This window comes from Streptomyces sp. NPDC016469 (genome assembly GCF_040632905.1).
GTDB lineage: Bacteria > Actinomycetota > Actinomycetes > Streptomycetales > Streptomycetaceae > Streptomyces.
The window spans coordinates 1-15178 of record NZ_JBEYCQ010000044.1 but is presented as its reverse complement, the minus strand read 5'-3'; the positions used below and the strand labels follow the sequence as shown (position 1 = coordinate 15178).

At 67.6% G+C, this 15178-nt stretch carries 15 protein-coding genes and 3 pseudogenes; 10 read left to right on the top strand and 8 right to left on the bottom strand.

Annotated features, from left to right (window positions below; all coding sequences use genetic code 11):
• The first annotated feature begins 41 nt into the window (after window positions 1–41).
• The 3 genes from ABZ565_RS32470 to ABZ565_RS32460 all read left to right on the top strand — a co-directional run bounded on the left by ABZ565_RS32470 (window position 42) and on the right by ABZ565_RS32460 (window position 1629).
• Window positions 42–350 carry a hypothetical protein gene (locus ABZ565_RS32470; protein ID WP_361034977.1) on the top strand — a complete coding sequence of 103 codons (309 nt, stop codon included), beginning with the start codon at window positions 42–44 and terminating at the stop codon, window positions 348–350.
• 215 nt (window positions 351–565) lie between these two features.
• Window positions 566–1060, top strand: a complete 495-nt coding sequence (locus ABZ565_RS32465) for a winged helix-turn-helix domain-containing protein (RefSeq protein WP_361034974.1) — start codon at window positions 566–568, stop codon at window positions 1058–1060.
• Window positions 1015–1629, top strand: coding sequence for a transposase (locus ABZ565_RS32460; RefSeq protein WP_361034971.1), 615 nt, complete (start codon window positions 1015–1017; stop codon window positions 1627–1629). Before ABZ565_RS32465 ends, ABZ565_RS32460 begins: the two co-directional genes overlap by 46 nt.
• A 6-nt stretch (window positions 1630–1635) precedes the next feature.
• Here the strand turns inward: ABZ565_RS32460 and ABZ565_RS32455 are convergent, their stop codons facing one another.
• Window positions 1636–2205: an SUKH-4 family immunity protein gene (locus ABZ565_RS32455; RefSeq protein ID WP_361034968.1), complete on the bottom strand. Its 570-nt coding sequence runs from the start codon at window positions 2203–2205 to the stop codon at window positions 1636–1638.
• 824 nt (window positions 2206–3029) lie between these two features.
• Here ABZ565_RS32455 and ABZ565_RS32450 point away from each other — a divergent pair.
• Entirely contained in the window at window positions 3030–3242 is a 213-nt protein-coding gene (locus ABZ565_RS32450; protein WP_361034965.1) for a hypothetical protein, read from the top strand.
• Window positions 3243–3629: 387 nt separating this feature from the next.
• Here ABZ565_RS32450 and ABZ565_RS32445 read toward each other — a convergent pair whose 3' ends face one another.
• Window positions 3630–4619 carry a YafY family protein gene (locus ABZ565_RS32445; RefSeq protein WP_361034962.1) on the bottom strand — a complete coding sequence of 330 codons (990 nt, stop codon included), beginning with the start codon at window positions 4617–4619 and terminating at the stop codon, window positions 3630–3632.
• 93 nt (window positions 4620–4712) lie between these two features.
• Between ABZ565_RS32445 and ABZ565_RS32440 the strand changes: the two genes are divergently transcribed.
• The 3 genes and pseudogenes from ABZ565_RS32440 (at window position 4713) to ABZ565_RS32430 (ending at window position 5787) form a co-directional block, all read left to right on the top strand.
• Window positions 4713–5111, top strand: coding sequence for a VOC family protein (locus ABZ565_RS32440; RefSeq protein WP_361034959.1), 399 nt, complete (start codon window positions 4713–4715; stop codon window positions 5109–5111).
• Between the two features lie 105 nt (window positions 5112–5216).
• Window positions 5217–5341, top strand: a pseudogene (locus ABZ565_RS32435) (helix-turn-helix domain-containing protein); the annotation flags it as partial.
• Between the two features lie 71 nt (window positions 5342–5412).
• Window positions 5413–5787 (top strand): hypothetical protein, encoded by a 375-nt coding sequence (locus tag ABZ565_RS32430; protein ID WP_361034956.1) that lies wholly within the window; start codon window positions 5413–5415, stop codon window positions 5785–5787.
• Here ABZ565_RS32430 and ABZ565_RS32425 read toward each other — a convergent pair.
• A pseudogene (locus ABZ565_RS32425) lies at window positions 5752–6393 on the bottom strand (IS5 family transposase); the annotation flags it as partial. The gene ABZ565_RS32430 and the pseudogene ABZ565_RS32425 overlap by 36 nt on opposite strands.
• 434 nt (window positions 6394–6827) lie before the next feature.
• Between ABZ565_RS32425 and ABZ565_RS32420 the strand changes: the two are divergent.
• From ABZ565_RS32420 to ABZ565_RS32410, 3 genes are all read left to right on the top strand, one after another.
• Window positions 6828–7139: a trypco2 family protein gene (locus ABZ565_RS32420; protein ID WP_361034953.1), complete on the top strand. Its 312-nt coding sequence runs from the start codon at window positions 6828–6830 to the stop codon at window positions 7137–7139.
• Window positions 7140–7151: 12 nt separating this feature from the next.
• Window positions 7152–11600 (top strand): serine protease, encoded by a 4449-nt coding sequence (locus ABZ565_RS32415; protein ID WP_361034950.1) that lies wholly within the window; start codon window positions 7152–7154, stop codon window positions 11598–11600.
• A gap of 185 nt (window positions 11601–11785) precedes the next feature.
• Window positions 11786–11974: a hypothetical protein gene (locus ABZ565_RS32410; RefSeq protein ID WP_361034947.1), complete on the top strand. Its 189-nt coding sequence runs from the start codon at window positions 11786–11788 to the stop codon at window positions 11972–11974.
• Between the two features lie 236 nt (window positions 11975–12210).
• Here the strand turns inward: ABZ565_RS32410 and ABZ565_RS32405 are convergent, their stop codons facing one another.
• The 5 genes and pseudogenes from ABZ565_RS32405 to ABZ565_RS32385 form a co-directional block, all read right to left on the bottom strand.
• Complete coding sequence (locus tag ABZ565_RS32405) at window positions 12211–12765, bottom strand: DUF6262 family protein (protein ID WP_361034944.1); 555 nt, start codon at window positions 12763–12765, stop codon at window positions 12211–12213.
• Window positions 12762–13070, bottom strand: a complete 309-nt coding sequence (locus tag ABZ565_RS32400; RefSeq protein WP_361034941.1) for a hypothetical protein — start codon at window positions 13068–13070, stop codon at window positions 12762–12764. The genes ABZ565_RS32405 and ABZ565_RS32400 overlap by 4 nt, the downstream gene beginning before the upstream one ends.
• A 348-nt stretch (window positions 13071–13418) precedes the next feature.
• Window positions 13419–13736: a hypothetical protein gene (locus tag ABZ565_RS32395; RefSeq protein WP_361034938.1), complete on the bottom strand. Its 318-nt coding sequence runs from the start codon at window positions 13734–13736 to the stop codon at window positions 13419–13421.
• Between the two features lie 78 nt (window positions 13737–13814).
• Window positions 13815–14745, bottom strand: a pseudogene (locus tag ABZ565_RS32390) (IS5 family transposase).
• A 115-nt stretch (window positions 14746–14860) separates the two neighbouring features.
• Window positions 14861–15178: transposase family protein (locus ABZ565_RS32385; RefSeq protein ID WP_361034935.1), on the bottom strand; the 318-nt coding region annotated here is incomplete at its 5' end.

Genomic DNA, 15178 nt, shown 5'->3' with positions numbered 1-15178 from the left:
CGACGTGTGTCACGTGCGGCACCAGGGATCTGGTCGAGCTGGTGAGCGAGCGCTACGGGGCGGACTGGGGGTGCCGCGCGCACCTCGAGGCGCTGCGCGGTCGGCTCGGCTACGCCGCCGCCCCGGAACGACGGACGATAGCCGCATCCGGTGGATCACCCAAGCCCTCCCACCCGCCTACGCGGGCCCGTCTCCTCGCCTGCACAGGACACCGGTGCAGGCGAGAGGAGCTGTGGGACATAGTCGCCGAAGGGCTCCAGGAGATCTATTTCCGTGACAACGGACGGCGCGCGGAAGGTATCTTCGTCGTGTTCGCGGACATCGAGCACGCCGCCCTCGGCTACGGCTGAGTCACGCAGAGCGCGGCCCGTTCGGGGGTGCCGGGGCGGGTGTGTTGACGGCGCGGCCGCCGGGCCCGTACGCCTCTGAGCGGGGCCATTAGGTAGGCGTCCGCCGGTGAGCATGTCCTCAGATCAGCCGGTGACATCCAGCAGTACTGAACTTGATCGGGTGATGTCGGGCTGATTGCGGGACAGCGTGCGGGCGGCGCCGGTAGTCCTGTTGGGTGAGATATCCGCAGGGCGGCGGCTTGACCGACGCTGAAAGGATCGCGCGCGAGCGGGTCCGGCTCCAGGCCGTGGCTGGCTTCGAGGCCGGCGCGAAGAACCGGGAGATCGCTGCCTCGTTGCGTGTATCGGAGCGGTCGGTGGAGCGCTGGCGGCGCCAGTGGCGCGAGGACGGTCTGGCCGGGGTGGCATCGAAGGGATCTCCCGGTAGACCTCGACTCTCCGGCACACAGATAGCGCGACTGGCACTGGAGTTGGAGCGCGGACCGCTGCCGCACGGCTGGGCCGATCAGCGGTGGACGCTGGCCCGGGTGAAGACGTTGATTGGCCGCCTGTTCCACGTCTCGTACACGGTGGAGGGTACGTGGCGGCTGCTTCGACGGCACGGATGGTCATGGCAGCAGCCCGCCCGGCGGGCGATCGAGCGCGACGACTATGCGGTGGAGCTGTGGAGGCGGGAGGTCTGGCCGCGGGTAAGAGCACCGCGGCGGTGAACAACGCCTGGGTGGTCTTCGAGGACGAGGCCGGCCAGTCGATGACCCCGCCGCGTGCCAGGACCTGGGGCCGCCTGGGCGTCACTCCGGTCGTCCGCGTACGCGGACGCGGTTCGGGTCGCGTCTCGATGGCGGGGATGACCTGCTACAAGCCCGGTGAGCGGTCTCGTCTGATCTACGCGGTCCGCGAGTACCGGGGCCGTAAGGACGAACCGAAGGGTTTCGGCTGGAAGGACTACCGCGACCTGATTGTCCGTGCCCACACGCAGCTCGGCGGCCCGATCGTCCTGGTCTGGGACAACTTGCGCATGCACCTGGTCGCGCCGTTACGGGAGTCTTTCGCAGCCAACGCCACCTGGCTCACCGTCTTCCAACTACCGACCTACGCCCCGGACCTGAACCCGCAGGAGGGCGTCTGGTCGCTGGTCAAACGCGACATCGGCAACCTCGCCGCCGCGGACCTCATCCAGATCACCCGAGCCGTGAAGCGTCGCCTCAAAAGGATCCAGTACCGACCAGAGCTGGTCGACGGCTGCCTGACGGCCACGGGCCTGACGCTGGAGGGCTGACGTGCTTCAGTCCTCCCAGTTCGCGTAGTCACCCATCGCGACGTCGTCACACAGGGTCTCCCATAGCCCGTTGTGTGCGAGCGCGGTGTCATCGAGGGTGGCCAGGAGTTCGCGGAGGTCGCTCGCAGCCTCCTCGAATCTGTCCTCCTCGCCTTCTTCGTAGAACGGGAAGCGGGCGATGGTGGCCGCAACGCACCGGTGGAAGGCTTCGAGGTCCCTGTTCACGTGATTGGTGGTCGAAGACTCGGCCATGGGCATGTGCACGATGCGGCGCGAATCCACTTCGATGGCGATGTGTCCAAACAGGCCGCTGGTCCCAAAGACGACCAACCCGCTCTCGTCCATCCCGCCGAGGACCGCCGCCTCGGCCAGCGGTTGGTACTCATAGCCGATCAGCCCCGCCGGGACCCCGATCTCCCGCAGATCGGCGGCGATCTCAGTGGGCACCTCTGGTGAGCAGCCGATACGGACCACGACGTACTGGGGTAAGGACAACGGCGGCAGGTCTCGCATCACGCGGACATCATCCTCGTTCTCCCGCGTCGTGGGAACCGCGATCCGGGCCCCCCGCACCATGCGGCAGACCCCCGACATCACAGATTCAAGTTCAATAGTCCGTCCAGCGGACCACCCAGCAGTTCGCGATAGGTGCGGTCGGGCTCCGGACGGGCATCGCTGCGATACACCCGTGGTGCGTGTGTCATTACGGCCGGTCTGCCCCGGACGCCCAGCCCGTCTTTCTGAGCCGTTCAGGCGGCCACGGTGACATCGCGCCGGCCGGGGAGAGGAGGCGCTGTCTTCCTCTCTCCGACCGCTGTTGCGAGGCGAGGAGACGTACGTTCCCCGGGTCCTGCCGGCGCACGTCTTGGGAGTTGCCTCAAAGCTGTGCACCGGCGGCGAGTCGGATCCGGCCATCTGTGAAGGATCCCTTCGTTGACCTTTCTCTCTTATGCGGCCTTTTTCCAGCTGTTTTGTACTGGTTGCCGGTATGTGAGGTGAGGCCGGTTTCGGGGGCGTGTGCGGGGGGATTTCGGGGGCAGGCCCCGGGCCTTTGTGTGGGAGCTGTGTCAGCTTGTGTGCGTCTGGTGGCCGCTGGGGCTGCTGGGATTGTCTTCCTGTGGGGGGAAGTTGATGTCTTCACGTGCCTTTGGCATGCCCTCTCGGCATTCCCGCACGACCGTTCGTCGGACCTTGACCGCGACTGCTGTCGTCCTCGCCCTGGGCGTGGTGGCCCCCACGGCCGGGATAAGCCTCGGCGCGGGCCTCACCTGTGCAGCAGTCTCATGGAGCACCGGGGAGATCGCTTCAAACGCCGTATCTGGGTAATGAAGAGTGAGGCCAGGAGTATTTCGACAGCCTCTCGCGCTACCTAAAAGAATGAACCCGTGAAGGAGAATTCAATGCCTCGCATCGGCTGGAGTCTTAGGCAGAGAGAGCATACCTATCGCTACCTCTGGGTATTCGGCATCATCTCCGTGATCGGCATTATTTTCAGCTTGTTCACCGTCGCTGCAGGGAAAACGGGCGGATGGGTGCTTCTCGGGATGTTTCTCTGCGGTGACGTGGCACTCCTCCTCCTCATTCGGGGCGTGCGAAAGGATCAGCCTGGATGAAATTGGCCCCTGAAATACTGGCTGCGGCGCTGGCGTCAATTCCAGGTCGTTCACGGTAGAGATGCCAACATGTACCCCTCATCACTATCGTGATCGGCGCCGGAACAGTTGATTCCGTGAAAATAGCTGGGTTGATTTCCTAGGCGTGGCAGTCTTGCTCGGCATCATCGAGTTGTTGAGGCGAGCGAAATTACGTCAGCGGTAAGACGACACCCTCTGTGGCCTCAACGTTCAGGCGTTGGGGCCACAGGCGTGTTCTCTTGGGTGCGACGTCTCTTCGGCGTCATTGGTGCCCCTACCGGCCCGACACGCGAGTTCCCTCATTCTGCGGGAGGGGGCCAGACAGAAGCGCTAGATGTGCCATCTCATGCCATTCATTCCTCGCTCTCAGGCTTGATGGGCGTAGGACGTGAGGCGATCGGCGAGGGCGGTGACGAGGTCGCGCAGTTCATCGGGGCGCTCGATGACGAACGGCCGGTCGAGTGAAGCGAGTACCGGAGGCAGCCAGTCGAGCCGCTCCGCCCGCAGCTCGACGCGCAGCCAGCGCTCGGTTGCCCGGTCCTCGCCTGCTACGGGCTCGTGCTGCTCCAGGCTTGCGACGCTGGCGGGAAGGCGGGCGCGGATCTGCCCGACCGTGCCGTGGATCCGCAAGGTCACCTCATGCCGGTACTCGGCCGTGGCGAGCGCTGACAACACGCGCTGTGCCGGACCGGGTCCCACGGGCGCTTCGAATGAGCCGGGCAGGGTCCGCGCGTCTGCGATGCGATCGAGCCGGAAGGTTCGGTCCTCGCCGATCTTGGCGTCCTTGCCCGTGACGTACCACCGGCCCGCATGGGCGACGATCCCGTACGCGTGCAGCGTGCGTTCGCTGTGCCGTCCGTCGTGGTCGGTGTAGCGGATCGAGACGGGTCGGCAGTGGCGTACCGCATCGGCGATGGTGAGCAGGACCTCGGCGTCCGGGGTGTCGAACTCGCCGGGCTGATCCGTGAAGGCGAGAGCTTCCAGGAGTGTGTCGAGCCGATGGGCGATGTGCTTGGGCAGCACCCGCCGGATCTTGGCCGATGCCGTCTCGTTTGCTGTGTGCTGCGTCGTCGTCAACCCTGCTCGGCGGCCGGCGACCAGGCCGAGCAGCACGGCCAGCGCCTCGTCGTCGCTGAGCATGAGCGGAGGCAAGCGGTACCCGGGGGCGATCCGGTAGCCGCCGTAGCGGCCGCGCACCGATTCCACGGGCACGTCCATGTCGAGCAGCTGGGTTACGTACCGCCTCACGGTGCGCCCTTCGACGCCGAGCCGGTCGGCGAGTTCGGCCACCGTCCGGGTGCCGCCCGACTGCAGCAGTTCCATGAGGGTCAGCACGCGGGCGGTTGGGCGAGGCATGTTCGCAGCCTAATGCGGATACTGGACCGATTCTGTCCACTATTTCTCCTAGCCTGCGACGTGCACGCCTCCAGCACAGCCAAGGAGATTTCCATGGACTTCGTCTCGATCCGCATCATCACCAGCGACGTAGCGCGCCTCGTCGAGTTCTACGAGCGAGCCACAGGGGCGCGGGCGACGTGGGCCACCGAGGACTTCGCCGAACTCAAGACCGCGGGCGCCACCCTCGCGATCGCTGGCACCCGCACCGTCCCGCTGTTCGCCCCGGGCTCTGCCCGCCCGGCGGACAACCACAGCGTGATCACCGAGTTCCTCGTCGACGACGTGGACCGCATTCACCAGAACCTGACCGGCTTCGTCACCGACTTCGTCAGCGAGCCCACCACGATGCCTTGGGGCAACCGGTCGCTGCTGTTCCGCGACCCCGATGGCAACCTCGTCAACTTCTTCACCCCCGTCACCCCAGCGGCCATCGAAAAGTTCGCACGCTGACGCCACACAGCTGCTCACGCGGGCGCCCTGAGATCCCAGGGCTCGCGGTGAACGCGGCCGCCGAGTCCAGGAGCGCCACCCGCAGGGGGACATTGGAACGCACCGCTGACCCCCGAAGGACGTTTGCGCGCGTGTCTGCGGATCGACGCCGGACGTCCGATCGCGCACGTCGCTGCGGAAACGGGGATCTCCCGCCGCTGCCTGGCAAGTGGTACGCCCGCTGGCGCGCGCACGGCTGCCCGGCGGGGGGTGCTGTCGGACCGCATGGGGCGATGCAATCGATCAGCCGCTGCCTCGCGAGGTGAAGGTCATCGATTCGCCCTCGCTGCTCAGGCTGGAGGAGCGGGCGTATGCCCTCAGCCTGAACCAGCGGTTGGACCCGGCGTGGGTGCAAGCGAATGCGGCGCCCGACGGAACCCACTACCTGTGGCCAGCCCTTTGGAACAGCCTGTCCCACCGCCCGGACGTTCCACGCCAGCTGCGGTGTGAGCTGTTGATCACCCTGCGTGCGGGAGAACGCGCGGTGAGCCTGCCGGACGTGCTTCCCGACGACTTCACCTCGCTGCCGAGGGTGACCTCGCACGAAGAAGGCATGCAGGTCAGCCAGCTCCTCGACCGTGCTCCTTCGGTCAGGGAACGGCTACTGCGTGAGGGCGAGGGCTCGGACCTGCTGTGACAGGCGTCGCCAGCAGATGAGTGCACCCCCAGGGCGAGGAGGGCCTCGTGGAAGTCGTCACGGATCCGCACGCGGCGGAACCAGTGCAGGTGGGCGAAGGCGCGCTCGACGACCCAGCGTTGATTGCCGAGTCCGGAGCCGTGTTCGGGGTGCCGCGCCGCGCGATCAGTGGCTTCACGCCGAGCGCGTGGGCGAGGCGGCGGTGCTTGTCGTGGTCGTAGCCGCGGTCACCGAGCACGACGTCGGGGCGGCGCCGGGGTCGGCCGCGCTTGCCCTGCACGGGCTGCACTGCCTGGAGGAGTGGGATGAGCTGGGTGACGTCGTTGCGGTTGCCACCGGTCAGGGTGACGGTGAGCGGGATGCCGGTGGCATTGGTGATCAAGTGGTGCCTGCTGCCCGTCCTGCCCCGGTCGACGGGGCTTCGTCCGGTCTTGGGGCCCCCTTTAACGCTCTGATGTGGGAGCCGTCGACGGCCGCCAGGGAGAGGTCCAGGGCGTCCGCGCTGCGGAGCTTGGCCAAGAGCGTTTGATGAAGCCGGGGCCACACGCCGGCCCCGGTCCACTCGGCAAGGCGCCGCCAGCACGTCATGCCCGAACCGAAGCCGAGCCCCAGGAGCAGGAGCGCGCGACAAGGCGCTGGCTGAGGAGATCGCGAAGGCGGCCGACCGGGACGGCGGAGCCTGACCCGAGACGAGCACAGCCGGGGCCGGTACGGATCATTCGTACCGGCCCTGGCCCCGTTGGTCTCCATCAGCTCAGGCCGACCTCGCCGACAGCTCCGGCCGGAGCATGCGCAGGTCAGCAGAAGGCAGGGCGGCACCGCCCCAGGGCCGCTCGACGTCATCGACCGCCTCTCCGCCGGGGGCATCAGCGACGGCGGAGCGCTTACCCTCACCTCGCCCTAGTCACCGAACCCCGAGTGTGCAAGGGCTATTTGAGTCAGTATCAGTCGAATGCAACATTGATCGACTTCGCCCCGAGGGACCTTCCGGCTCGGCTATTCTGCTCGCCCACGCTCAAAGACGAGGGGACACGGGGCCAATGGCGCAAGAGTGGATGGAACTGTCCGAGGCGGTCCGGGTACTGCGGGAGCAGCTGCTGATCGCCAAGGCCGCCGGCGAGGACAGTGACGTGTCCTTCTCCGTCGGAAAGGTGGAGGTCGAACTGGGTCTGGAGGCCCGGTGGTCCGGCGGCTCTGGGGGCAAGCTCCAGTTCGGGGTGTTCACCCTCAACGGCAAGGGTGAGTACTCCTCCGGGACGACGCACAGGCTGCGCCTCGAACTGCTGCCCAAGGACGGCGAAGGCCGGACCTTGGAGATCAAGGGCCGGGTGAACGAACTCCCGCCCCGCTGACCGGGCACCGGCATGGACACGGCCCTCATCGCCGAGGTCTACGCGACGACCGGTGATAGCCCTTGGAACTGTGGTTCCGCCTACGGCGTGGGACCACGCCTGTTGCTGACCGCGGCCCACGTGGTGCTGGTCGACGGCGCACCCGCACGAACGGTGCGGGTGCGCCTGCTCCGCGGCGCCGGTCTCATCGAGTGCACCGTCGTCTGGCACCGCTACGGCGAGAATCTCGACGTCGCGCTGCTGCGCGTCACCGATCCCGAGCAGAGCCTGCCGCAACGGTGGAAGGCCGTCCGGTGGGGTCGGCTGGTGACCTCTGCGATCAACACACCGGTGACCGCTGCGGGATTCCCGGACGTGCAGCGGCACCCGGACGGAGTCCGCGACACGGAGCAGCTCAGCGGCCGGGTCAACCCGTTGACCGGTCTCAAGGCGGGCTGGTACGCGGTAGGCGTGGAGGATCCGCCTACACGGGTGAGCAGAAGCAGTACTCCGTGGCACGGGATGTCGGGGGCGGCGCTGTTCGCCGACGGCCTCCTCGTCGGCATCGTCGCCGGTGATGCTGGAGGGTTCTCCAGCCGACGCCTGACGGCAGTGCCCGTCTCCTCACTGGCCACCGACCCGGAGTTCCGCGCGCTGCTGAAGGCCGAAACCGGCCGAAACTGCGTCGTCGAGCCGGCGGAGCTCCGACGCCTGTTCCCGGAGCCACACACGGCCGATTCGCCGGCAGCACTGCTGCGTGCGGACGTGGAGGCGGTGCCGTTCCACGGCCGCACCGACCTCCTGGCAGCGTTGGAGAGCTGGTGCCTCGAAGCCGGATCCTTCTCGACTCGGCTGCTCGTGGGCGGCGGGGGCGAGGGCAAGACACGCCTCGGTGTGGAACTCTGCCACCGCCTCCGTGACCAGGACTGGGTTACGGGCCGGCTCGCCGAGGACGCTCCCATCGAGACACTGAAAACGCTCGAACAGTTGTCTCGCCCCTTGTTGCTGGTCGTCGACTACGCCGAGACGAGGAAGGAGCAACTGGATGCACTGGCAAGGCACTTGAGGTACCCCCAACAGCCTGTGAGGCTGCTGCTCCTTGCCCGGTCGGCAGGCGACTGGCTGATGGGGCTGGCCACGTCGCAGTACCTGTCGTCGCTGGTGGACCTGCCGGTCGAGGAGCTGAAGCCACTGGAGATGACCCCGGCCGGTCGTATCGATGTGTGGCAGAGCGCGGTCGCGTCACTGGCTGACGCGCTCTCGTTGCTACCCGACTACAAGGACGCGCTCTGGCCGGCCATACGGGACGAGGTGGCCTCGCGGCCGGAGCTCGGGGCGGACGGCACCGACGACAGCTCGGTGCTGGCCCTGCACATGAACGCCCTGGCGGCCCTGCTGGAGGCGGGTAGTCCTTTGGCCTCACCGGCCACGCGCACGAAGGACGTGCTGCTCCGCCACGAACAGGGCTATTGGGAGAAGACGGCGAGGGCGCGGGGCCTGACGCTCGGACTCAAGGGGCTACGGAGAGCGGTCGCCTCGGCGTCGGCATGGAGCGCCATTGACGAGACCGAGGCTCTGTCGGTGTTGGGGAGAGTGCGCGGCTTGCGGGATCTCGGGGAGGACGGCAGCGACGAGGCCGCGCGATGGATCAGCGATCTGTACTGGACGTCCAGTCACTTCTGGGGGACGCTCCAACCGGACCGCCTCGGCGAACACCTCATCGGCACCGTGCTGAAGGAGCAGCCGCAGCTGCTGCACGACGCGGCGAACGTGGCCACCGGGCGGCAGATCAACCACCTGCTCACCGTGCTGGCCCGGGCGGAAGTACGTCAGCACCACGTCGCCGACGTACTGGCCGAGCTGATCAAGGAGCATGTGGCACGGTTCGGTGTCGCCGCTCTCACGGTGGTCGCCGAGACCGAGAACCCGGCGCCGCTCGTGAGGGCCATCGACGCTGTGCTCGCCGAGCCGGACGTCCTGCCGCTGGACGTCCTGGAGGCACTGCTGGAGGTCGTTCCACGATTCACGGAGAGGCTGGGGCACCAGGCGACGACGTTGGCCGAGCTGATCGTCGACCGCTGCCGCATGGCCGCCGAATCAGGTGCTCCTTCCGACCTCCATCGCCATGCCAAAGCCCTCGAAGCGTTGGTGAGCCGCCTGGCTCGGGAGGACCGTCGGGCCGAGACGGTGACGGTGATGAAGGAAGTGGTGCTGCTCTACCGCGAAAAGCTGGTCCCCGCGGACCCGCAGAAGTACGAACCGCATCTCGCAGAAGCACTCATGAGCCTCGCGAACCAGTACGCGAACCGCGTTCGGAAGCAGCGACGGTCCCAGGGCGATATCAGGCGGGCCGTCCAGGCCGCCGACGAGGCGGTGAAGTACGCGGAGCATCTGGTCGCGTCGGACCCGGAAGCGCATACGTCCCGCCTCGCCCGCTACCTCGTCAGCCATGCGAACAGGCTGGTCGACATGCGGCAGTACTGGCGGGCCATCGCTCAGGTGGAGCGCGCCGTGGCCATGCAGGCGCGGTCGGTCGGCCCGGAGGCCGAGGCACAGCTAGCGGATTCGCTGGTGACGTTGTCCAGACTACGGCTTCAAGCCGGTCGGCAGCACGAGGCGTTGACCGCGGTCCAGCACGCCGTCACCATCCGCCGGCAGTTGTTCGAGCAGACGGCCGATCCCGCGTCGGACACCGCCCACGCGCTGACCCGCACGCTCGTCCAGCTGGCGACGGCGCTCGACGGCTGCGGGGACGGCGAAGGGGCACTGCGTGCTTCGGAAGAAGCGTCGCGGGTCGCACGCGTACTCGCCGACGCACGACCGGACGGGAACCTGTCCGTTCTGGCGGATCGCCTCGTCGATGTCGCCCAGCGCCAGTCCGCCCTGGGCCGGGAGGACGAGGCAACGGCCACTCGCGAACAGTCGACGGCGATCTGGCGGCGGCTCGCGCGAATGAATCCGTCACGCTACCTCTCCCAGCTGGAACGGAAACTTTTCCTCACCGCCACCGCATTGGGCACCAAGGCACCTTCGCCCGCTGCGCTGGCTCGCCTGGAGGAGGCCGTGGACGTCTGCCGCCGGCTGTGTGCCGTGCAGCCCGAATACGGTCAGCGGCTGGCCGACTCCGAGATCCTACTCAGCAAGTGGTACGCCGAGAGCGGCAGAGCGGAGGACTCGCTGAAGGTCCTGCGCAGTGCCATGGTCATGCGCCGGAGCGTGGCCGCCGACAAGCCGTCGACGTTTCTGGACATCCTCGCGCCGCAGCTGGTGATGCTGGCGCGTCAGGAGGCCGCGCTGGGGCACGTCGGCGAGGCGCTTCAGACGTACCAGGACGCCTGTGCGATCTTCACCCGGACAGAGGCGCCCTCGCGGGAACCGGAGCTGGTGGCGCGGGCGCAGACCCTGGAGTCGGAGGCGAAGGATCACGCCGGCGCGGGCCGGGAGGAGGACGCGCTCACCGCCTATCAGCAGGCCGTCACCGTGTACGGGCAGGCACTGACCGCGCGGACCGACCCGGAGCTAGTCTCGAAGGCCCAGCAACTGCTCAAGCGAGCGCACCGGGCGGTCGTGGCGGGACGGGACGAGGAAGCACTGTCCCTCTTCATGTGTGCGGCGGACGCGTACGAAAGACTCGCGGAGCGCAACGCCACCCGATACGTCGGGCCGCTCGTGGGGGCGCTGAACGCAGCCGCCAAACGGCTGGGCCAGACTCAGCGGCACGACGAAGCGCTGGCCATGCTCGAACGCGTGACCGTGGCGTACCAGCGGGCGGCCGCCGCGAACCCGGCCCGCTATACAGTGCTCTACGCCCACTCTCTGGTGCCGGTGGCCAAGAAGCTCATGCACGTCAGCCTCGAGGACGCACACGCCCTGCTCCACAGAGCGTTCGACATGTACCGGACCATGGACCACACGGTGCCGGTTAACCAGCTGAACCACGCCCAGGCGCTGGAGACGCAGTCCACGCTGCTAGAGGCGATGGGCGCGGGCGAGGAATCACTGGTGGTGCTGCGTCGGGCGGTGGCCATGTACCAGGTTCTGGCGAGGAGCGACACCGAGGCGTACCTGAGCCAGTACGCGCAGGTCATCGCCTCACTCGCCGGACGGCTGCGTACGGCAGGCAGCCTCGACGAGGCCCTCACCTGCCAGCTGGAGGCCTTGGAGAGCTACCGAAGGCTCGCCAACATCAACCCGGTCAAGTACACGGCAAGCTTTGCGACGGCCCAGATGCTCGTTGCCCTGTGGCCGGGCGAGCGCGGACCCGAGGAGGCGGTGAGGCCGACCCTGATCGAGTCCGTTCTCGTCTGGCGTCGCCTCAAGGCGCCCGTGTCCGCCACCCAACGGGTGCAGCTGGCCCACTTCCTGGAGCACCTGGCCAGACAACTCTCCGAGGTCGGCCGGGGCACCTTGGCCGACGAGGTGACGCGGCGCATCGCACCCTTGTGGGCACTGCTGGGTGGGACGAAGCCCGACACACTGTGACCGGTGGCGGCATCCCGCCCACGGGTCCGGTCCGCGGGCGGGAACCCGCCCGAGGACCGGGCGCGACGGGATTTCCGCTGGCGAACGTCGTCGCCAGTCCGACCCTGGCTCGGTGATCGTCCCGCATTTGCGCGACTGGCTAGAGTGACCGTTTTCCGCGCCGCGCGCTCAAAGGGGAGGGCCTCGTGACGTCCGAGCAGGAATGGGCGGAAGCCAAGCGGACGGCGAGCAGGTCGGCCTACGACCGGGTCGTCACCCAGGACGAGCTGGGGGCCGTAGGGCGCGAGGCCTTCGTCATCCACGACCGGCTCCACAAGAAGGCGGACGTCGCCGGGATCGCTTCCCGCCCCTGCCGACCCCGGCCGGGCTGGTGAACAGCGGCTATCGTAGAGGTTGACGACGAAGCCGAGCTGGGCGAGCCATACCTGTCCGAACCACGGAACAGCCGAGTACATCTACCTGCTTCACAGGTGGTCTCACTACGGCCCAGGCCGCCGCCCCAGAGCGGCACTCTCCTCCTTGCGGCTCTTGCCGGCTGAAGGTTCCTCGACCGCGTTAGCATCCTGGCTGACCGCTCCCGAGCCTCGTACGCCATTCCCGAAAGTACGTGCTACGAGCCTGGGGGTGCGCTCCCCGGAGATCCGTCATCGATCAGCTGAGCTTCGGGGTCGGCGATGCGTTTGTCGGCGAAGCGGACATTGTCACGGGCCGCAGCCAGCCGATCGGTCACTCGCCGGTTCTCCTGCTCCAGTTCGCGGACACGCCTCTTGAACATGGCGTACTCCGTGGTGATCCGCACGATGTCGTCCTCGGTCCATTCCGTCTGCAGGTCCAGGACCTCACCCTGGGTCGCCTTGAGCGGATCCTCGGTGTTCAGGGCCCGTTCCCACCAAGACGCTTCGCGCTCTGCGAGCTCGTCGTGACGGTCCTGGATCCGGCGCCCAGCCGCCCGGCGGGTTGCTTCCTCCACCAGCGTCCGGGCCTGCGAGTGCTCGTAGAGGAAGGTGCGGGAGACGTCCGCATGCCGGGCGACGGCCGAGACCGTGATCGGGGTCTTGGCCAGATGCGCAACCGTGTCCTGGATCCGTTGGAGACTGGCCTCGGTCCGCTGCTGGCGGGCCCGGAGCGCTTGTGCTGTGCGTGGTGCGGGAAGGGCCTGGGTCATTGAGAGTCCTCCGGTTGCTGCTCTGGGGCATCGTCTTGTCCTCCTGCGGCCGCGAGATCAGACACGCGGAAGGCGATGCTCCAGAGCCGCTGGAAGTAGTCCTGTGGGCGTCGCAGATCCATGGCGAGCGCGTGGTCGAGCAGGCCGAGTGCGGCGAGCACCTCCTCCAGGTCGTCGATGGCCTGGGACGCCGGTTCGAAGACCTGGTGCAGGTAGTCGGCGGTGGCGTCGTCCGGGGCCCGTTCCGCGAGCGATCTCCATTGCTCGCGTTTCCGGCGCCAGTAGAGAAGGTCGGCCCCGGACATGACGAACTTGTCGTAGCCTTCGCAGTTCAGCTCCCAGGGGCAGGCGTCACCCCGGACTACCGGCTGGAAGGTTCAGGGCCCACCTTCTGCGGGGGTGCTGCGGCGGGACAGATCCACTGCCATCGCGCGGGCGGCCTCGCGGCTCATGCACTGGCTGGGTGAGGTGAGGAGCTTGCCCCCTCAATCTCGGACGACGCGACTCGTGCGTAGTGCTCGGCCATGCGGCCGGAGACCTGGCCGAGGTACTGCTTGATGTGGTGCAGGCCCGACGCCATGCCGGAGCAGATTGGTGGCCAGCGTGTGACGGGCCTGGTGGGCAACGCACGTTCCGAGATCCAGTTCCCGGATTCACTTCTGGAACCGCTCGCGGAAGGTGGTGTAGGCGATCGAGTCCCGGCCGTGCGGGTTGCGGTCGCGCGTGGGGAGCAGCGCCATCCGCTTCTTCTCGGCCAGAGTGGGCGGGCAGCCGTGGCGGTCCTCGAAGCGTGCAATGGTCGTCAACTGGCGCTCCTTGATGCGGAGGCAGAGCCGTTCGGGGATCCGAATCGCCCCGCCGTAGTTGCCGACCTTGGTCTGGTCGTGCCAGAGGAGGGGCAGCCCGTCGTGGCGGCTGACGCAGTCGAGCCGCAGGCTCAGCACTTCCATGCAGCGTCGGCCGGTGAACACGAGAGCTTCCCAGGCATCCCGAATGCCGAGGTCGCCGGGGTCGTGCCGCTGGGCCAGCACTAGGCACTGTTTCTCGGATCATGTTCTGAGCCAGATGACGAGGGCTGCGAGCGTGACGGTACCGAGGTAGATGTAGGCGCGCTTCTCGTAGCGGGTGGCGACGGCCCGGAAGCCTTTGAGGCGGTTGATGGCGCGTTCGATGGTGTTGCGTTTCTTGTAGCGCTCGCTGTCGAAGCCGGTGGGTCGACCGCCTCGGGAGCCCCGGTTCTTGCGGTGTCTTTGCTGGTCGAGGCGTTCGGGGATCGTGTGCGGGATGCCGCGTCGTCGCAGGTAGCGACGGTTTCTGCGGGACGTGTAGGCCTTGTCCCCCAGGACACGGTCGGGCCGGGTGCGAGGCCGGCCGACTCCGGTTCGGGGCACCGATACCTGCTCCAGGACCCGCTCGAGCTGGGGTCCGTCACCGTAGTGCCCGGGTGTCAGGACGAGGCCGAGGGGTCGGCATCGCCCGTCGGCGACGAGGTGGATCTTGGTGGTGAATCCGCCGCGGGAACGTCCCAGGCATTCGCCGATCTGACCACCTCCTCCAGCCGGGCGGCCAATTTCCGCAGTACCGGATCGACCTGGTTCATCCCCTGCCCGGCCCCCTTTTGAGGAACGGCGGCCGGGGACACCTTCCTCGCGCCGGCGGCGTGCTGGTGGGCTCGAACCGCTGTCGAGTCCACCGACACCTCCCAGTCGATCCCACCCGCCGCGTCCTCGGCTGCCTGGATGCGAGACAGCAGCATCTGCCAGGTCCCATCAGCTGACCAGCGACGATGTCGTTTATAGACCGTCTGCTACGGCCCGAACCGCTCCGGTAGATCCCGCCACTGCACACCGGTCCGCACCCGGTACAGGACCCCGTTGATCACCGGCGGTGGTCACTCCACCGACCACCACGCGCACCACCAAGAGGTAAGAACGACTCCAGCCGATCCCACTCCGCATTCGTCAGATCCCCACGGCCCATACAGCCAGCCTGGCCCCAACACCCCACCCGCGTCAGAAGATCCGAGAAACAGCGCCTAAAGGTTGTTGCAGAAGGGTGGGTGCGGGCAAACCGGGGTGGTGTTCGACCTGGTGGTTCAGCCTGTCATGGCGAGGTTGTGCATGGTGGCGACGGCTTGGACTGCGTGGTGGAGTCCGTCTCCTTTCTGGCGGCAGTCGCGGAGGATTTTCCAGTTCTTCATGCGGGCGAAGGTGTGCTCGACGCGGGCGCGGACGCGTCGGTGTTCGGCGTTGTCCTCCTCCTGACCGCGCAGGAGTGGCCGTCCGGCTCTTCTGCGGTGCGGGACGATCAGCCCGGTTCCCAGGTAGGCGCCGTCTGCGATGACCGTTGTCCCGGCCGCGACGGCGGGCAGGTCCGATTCCCGCCAGGCGTGTGCGTCAGCCTTGTTCCCGGG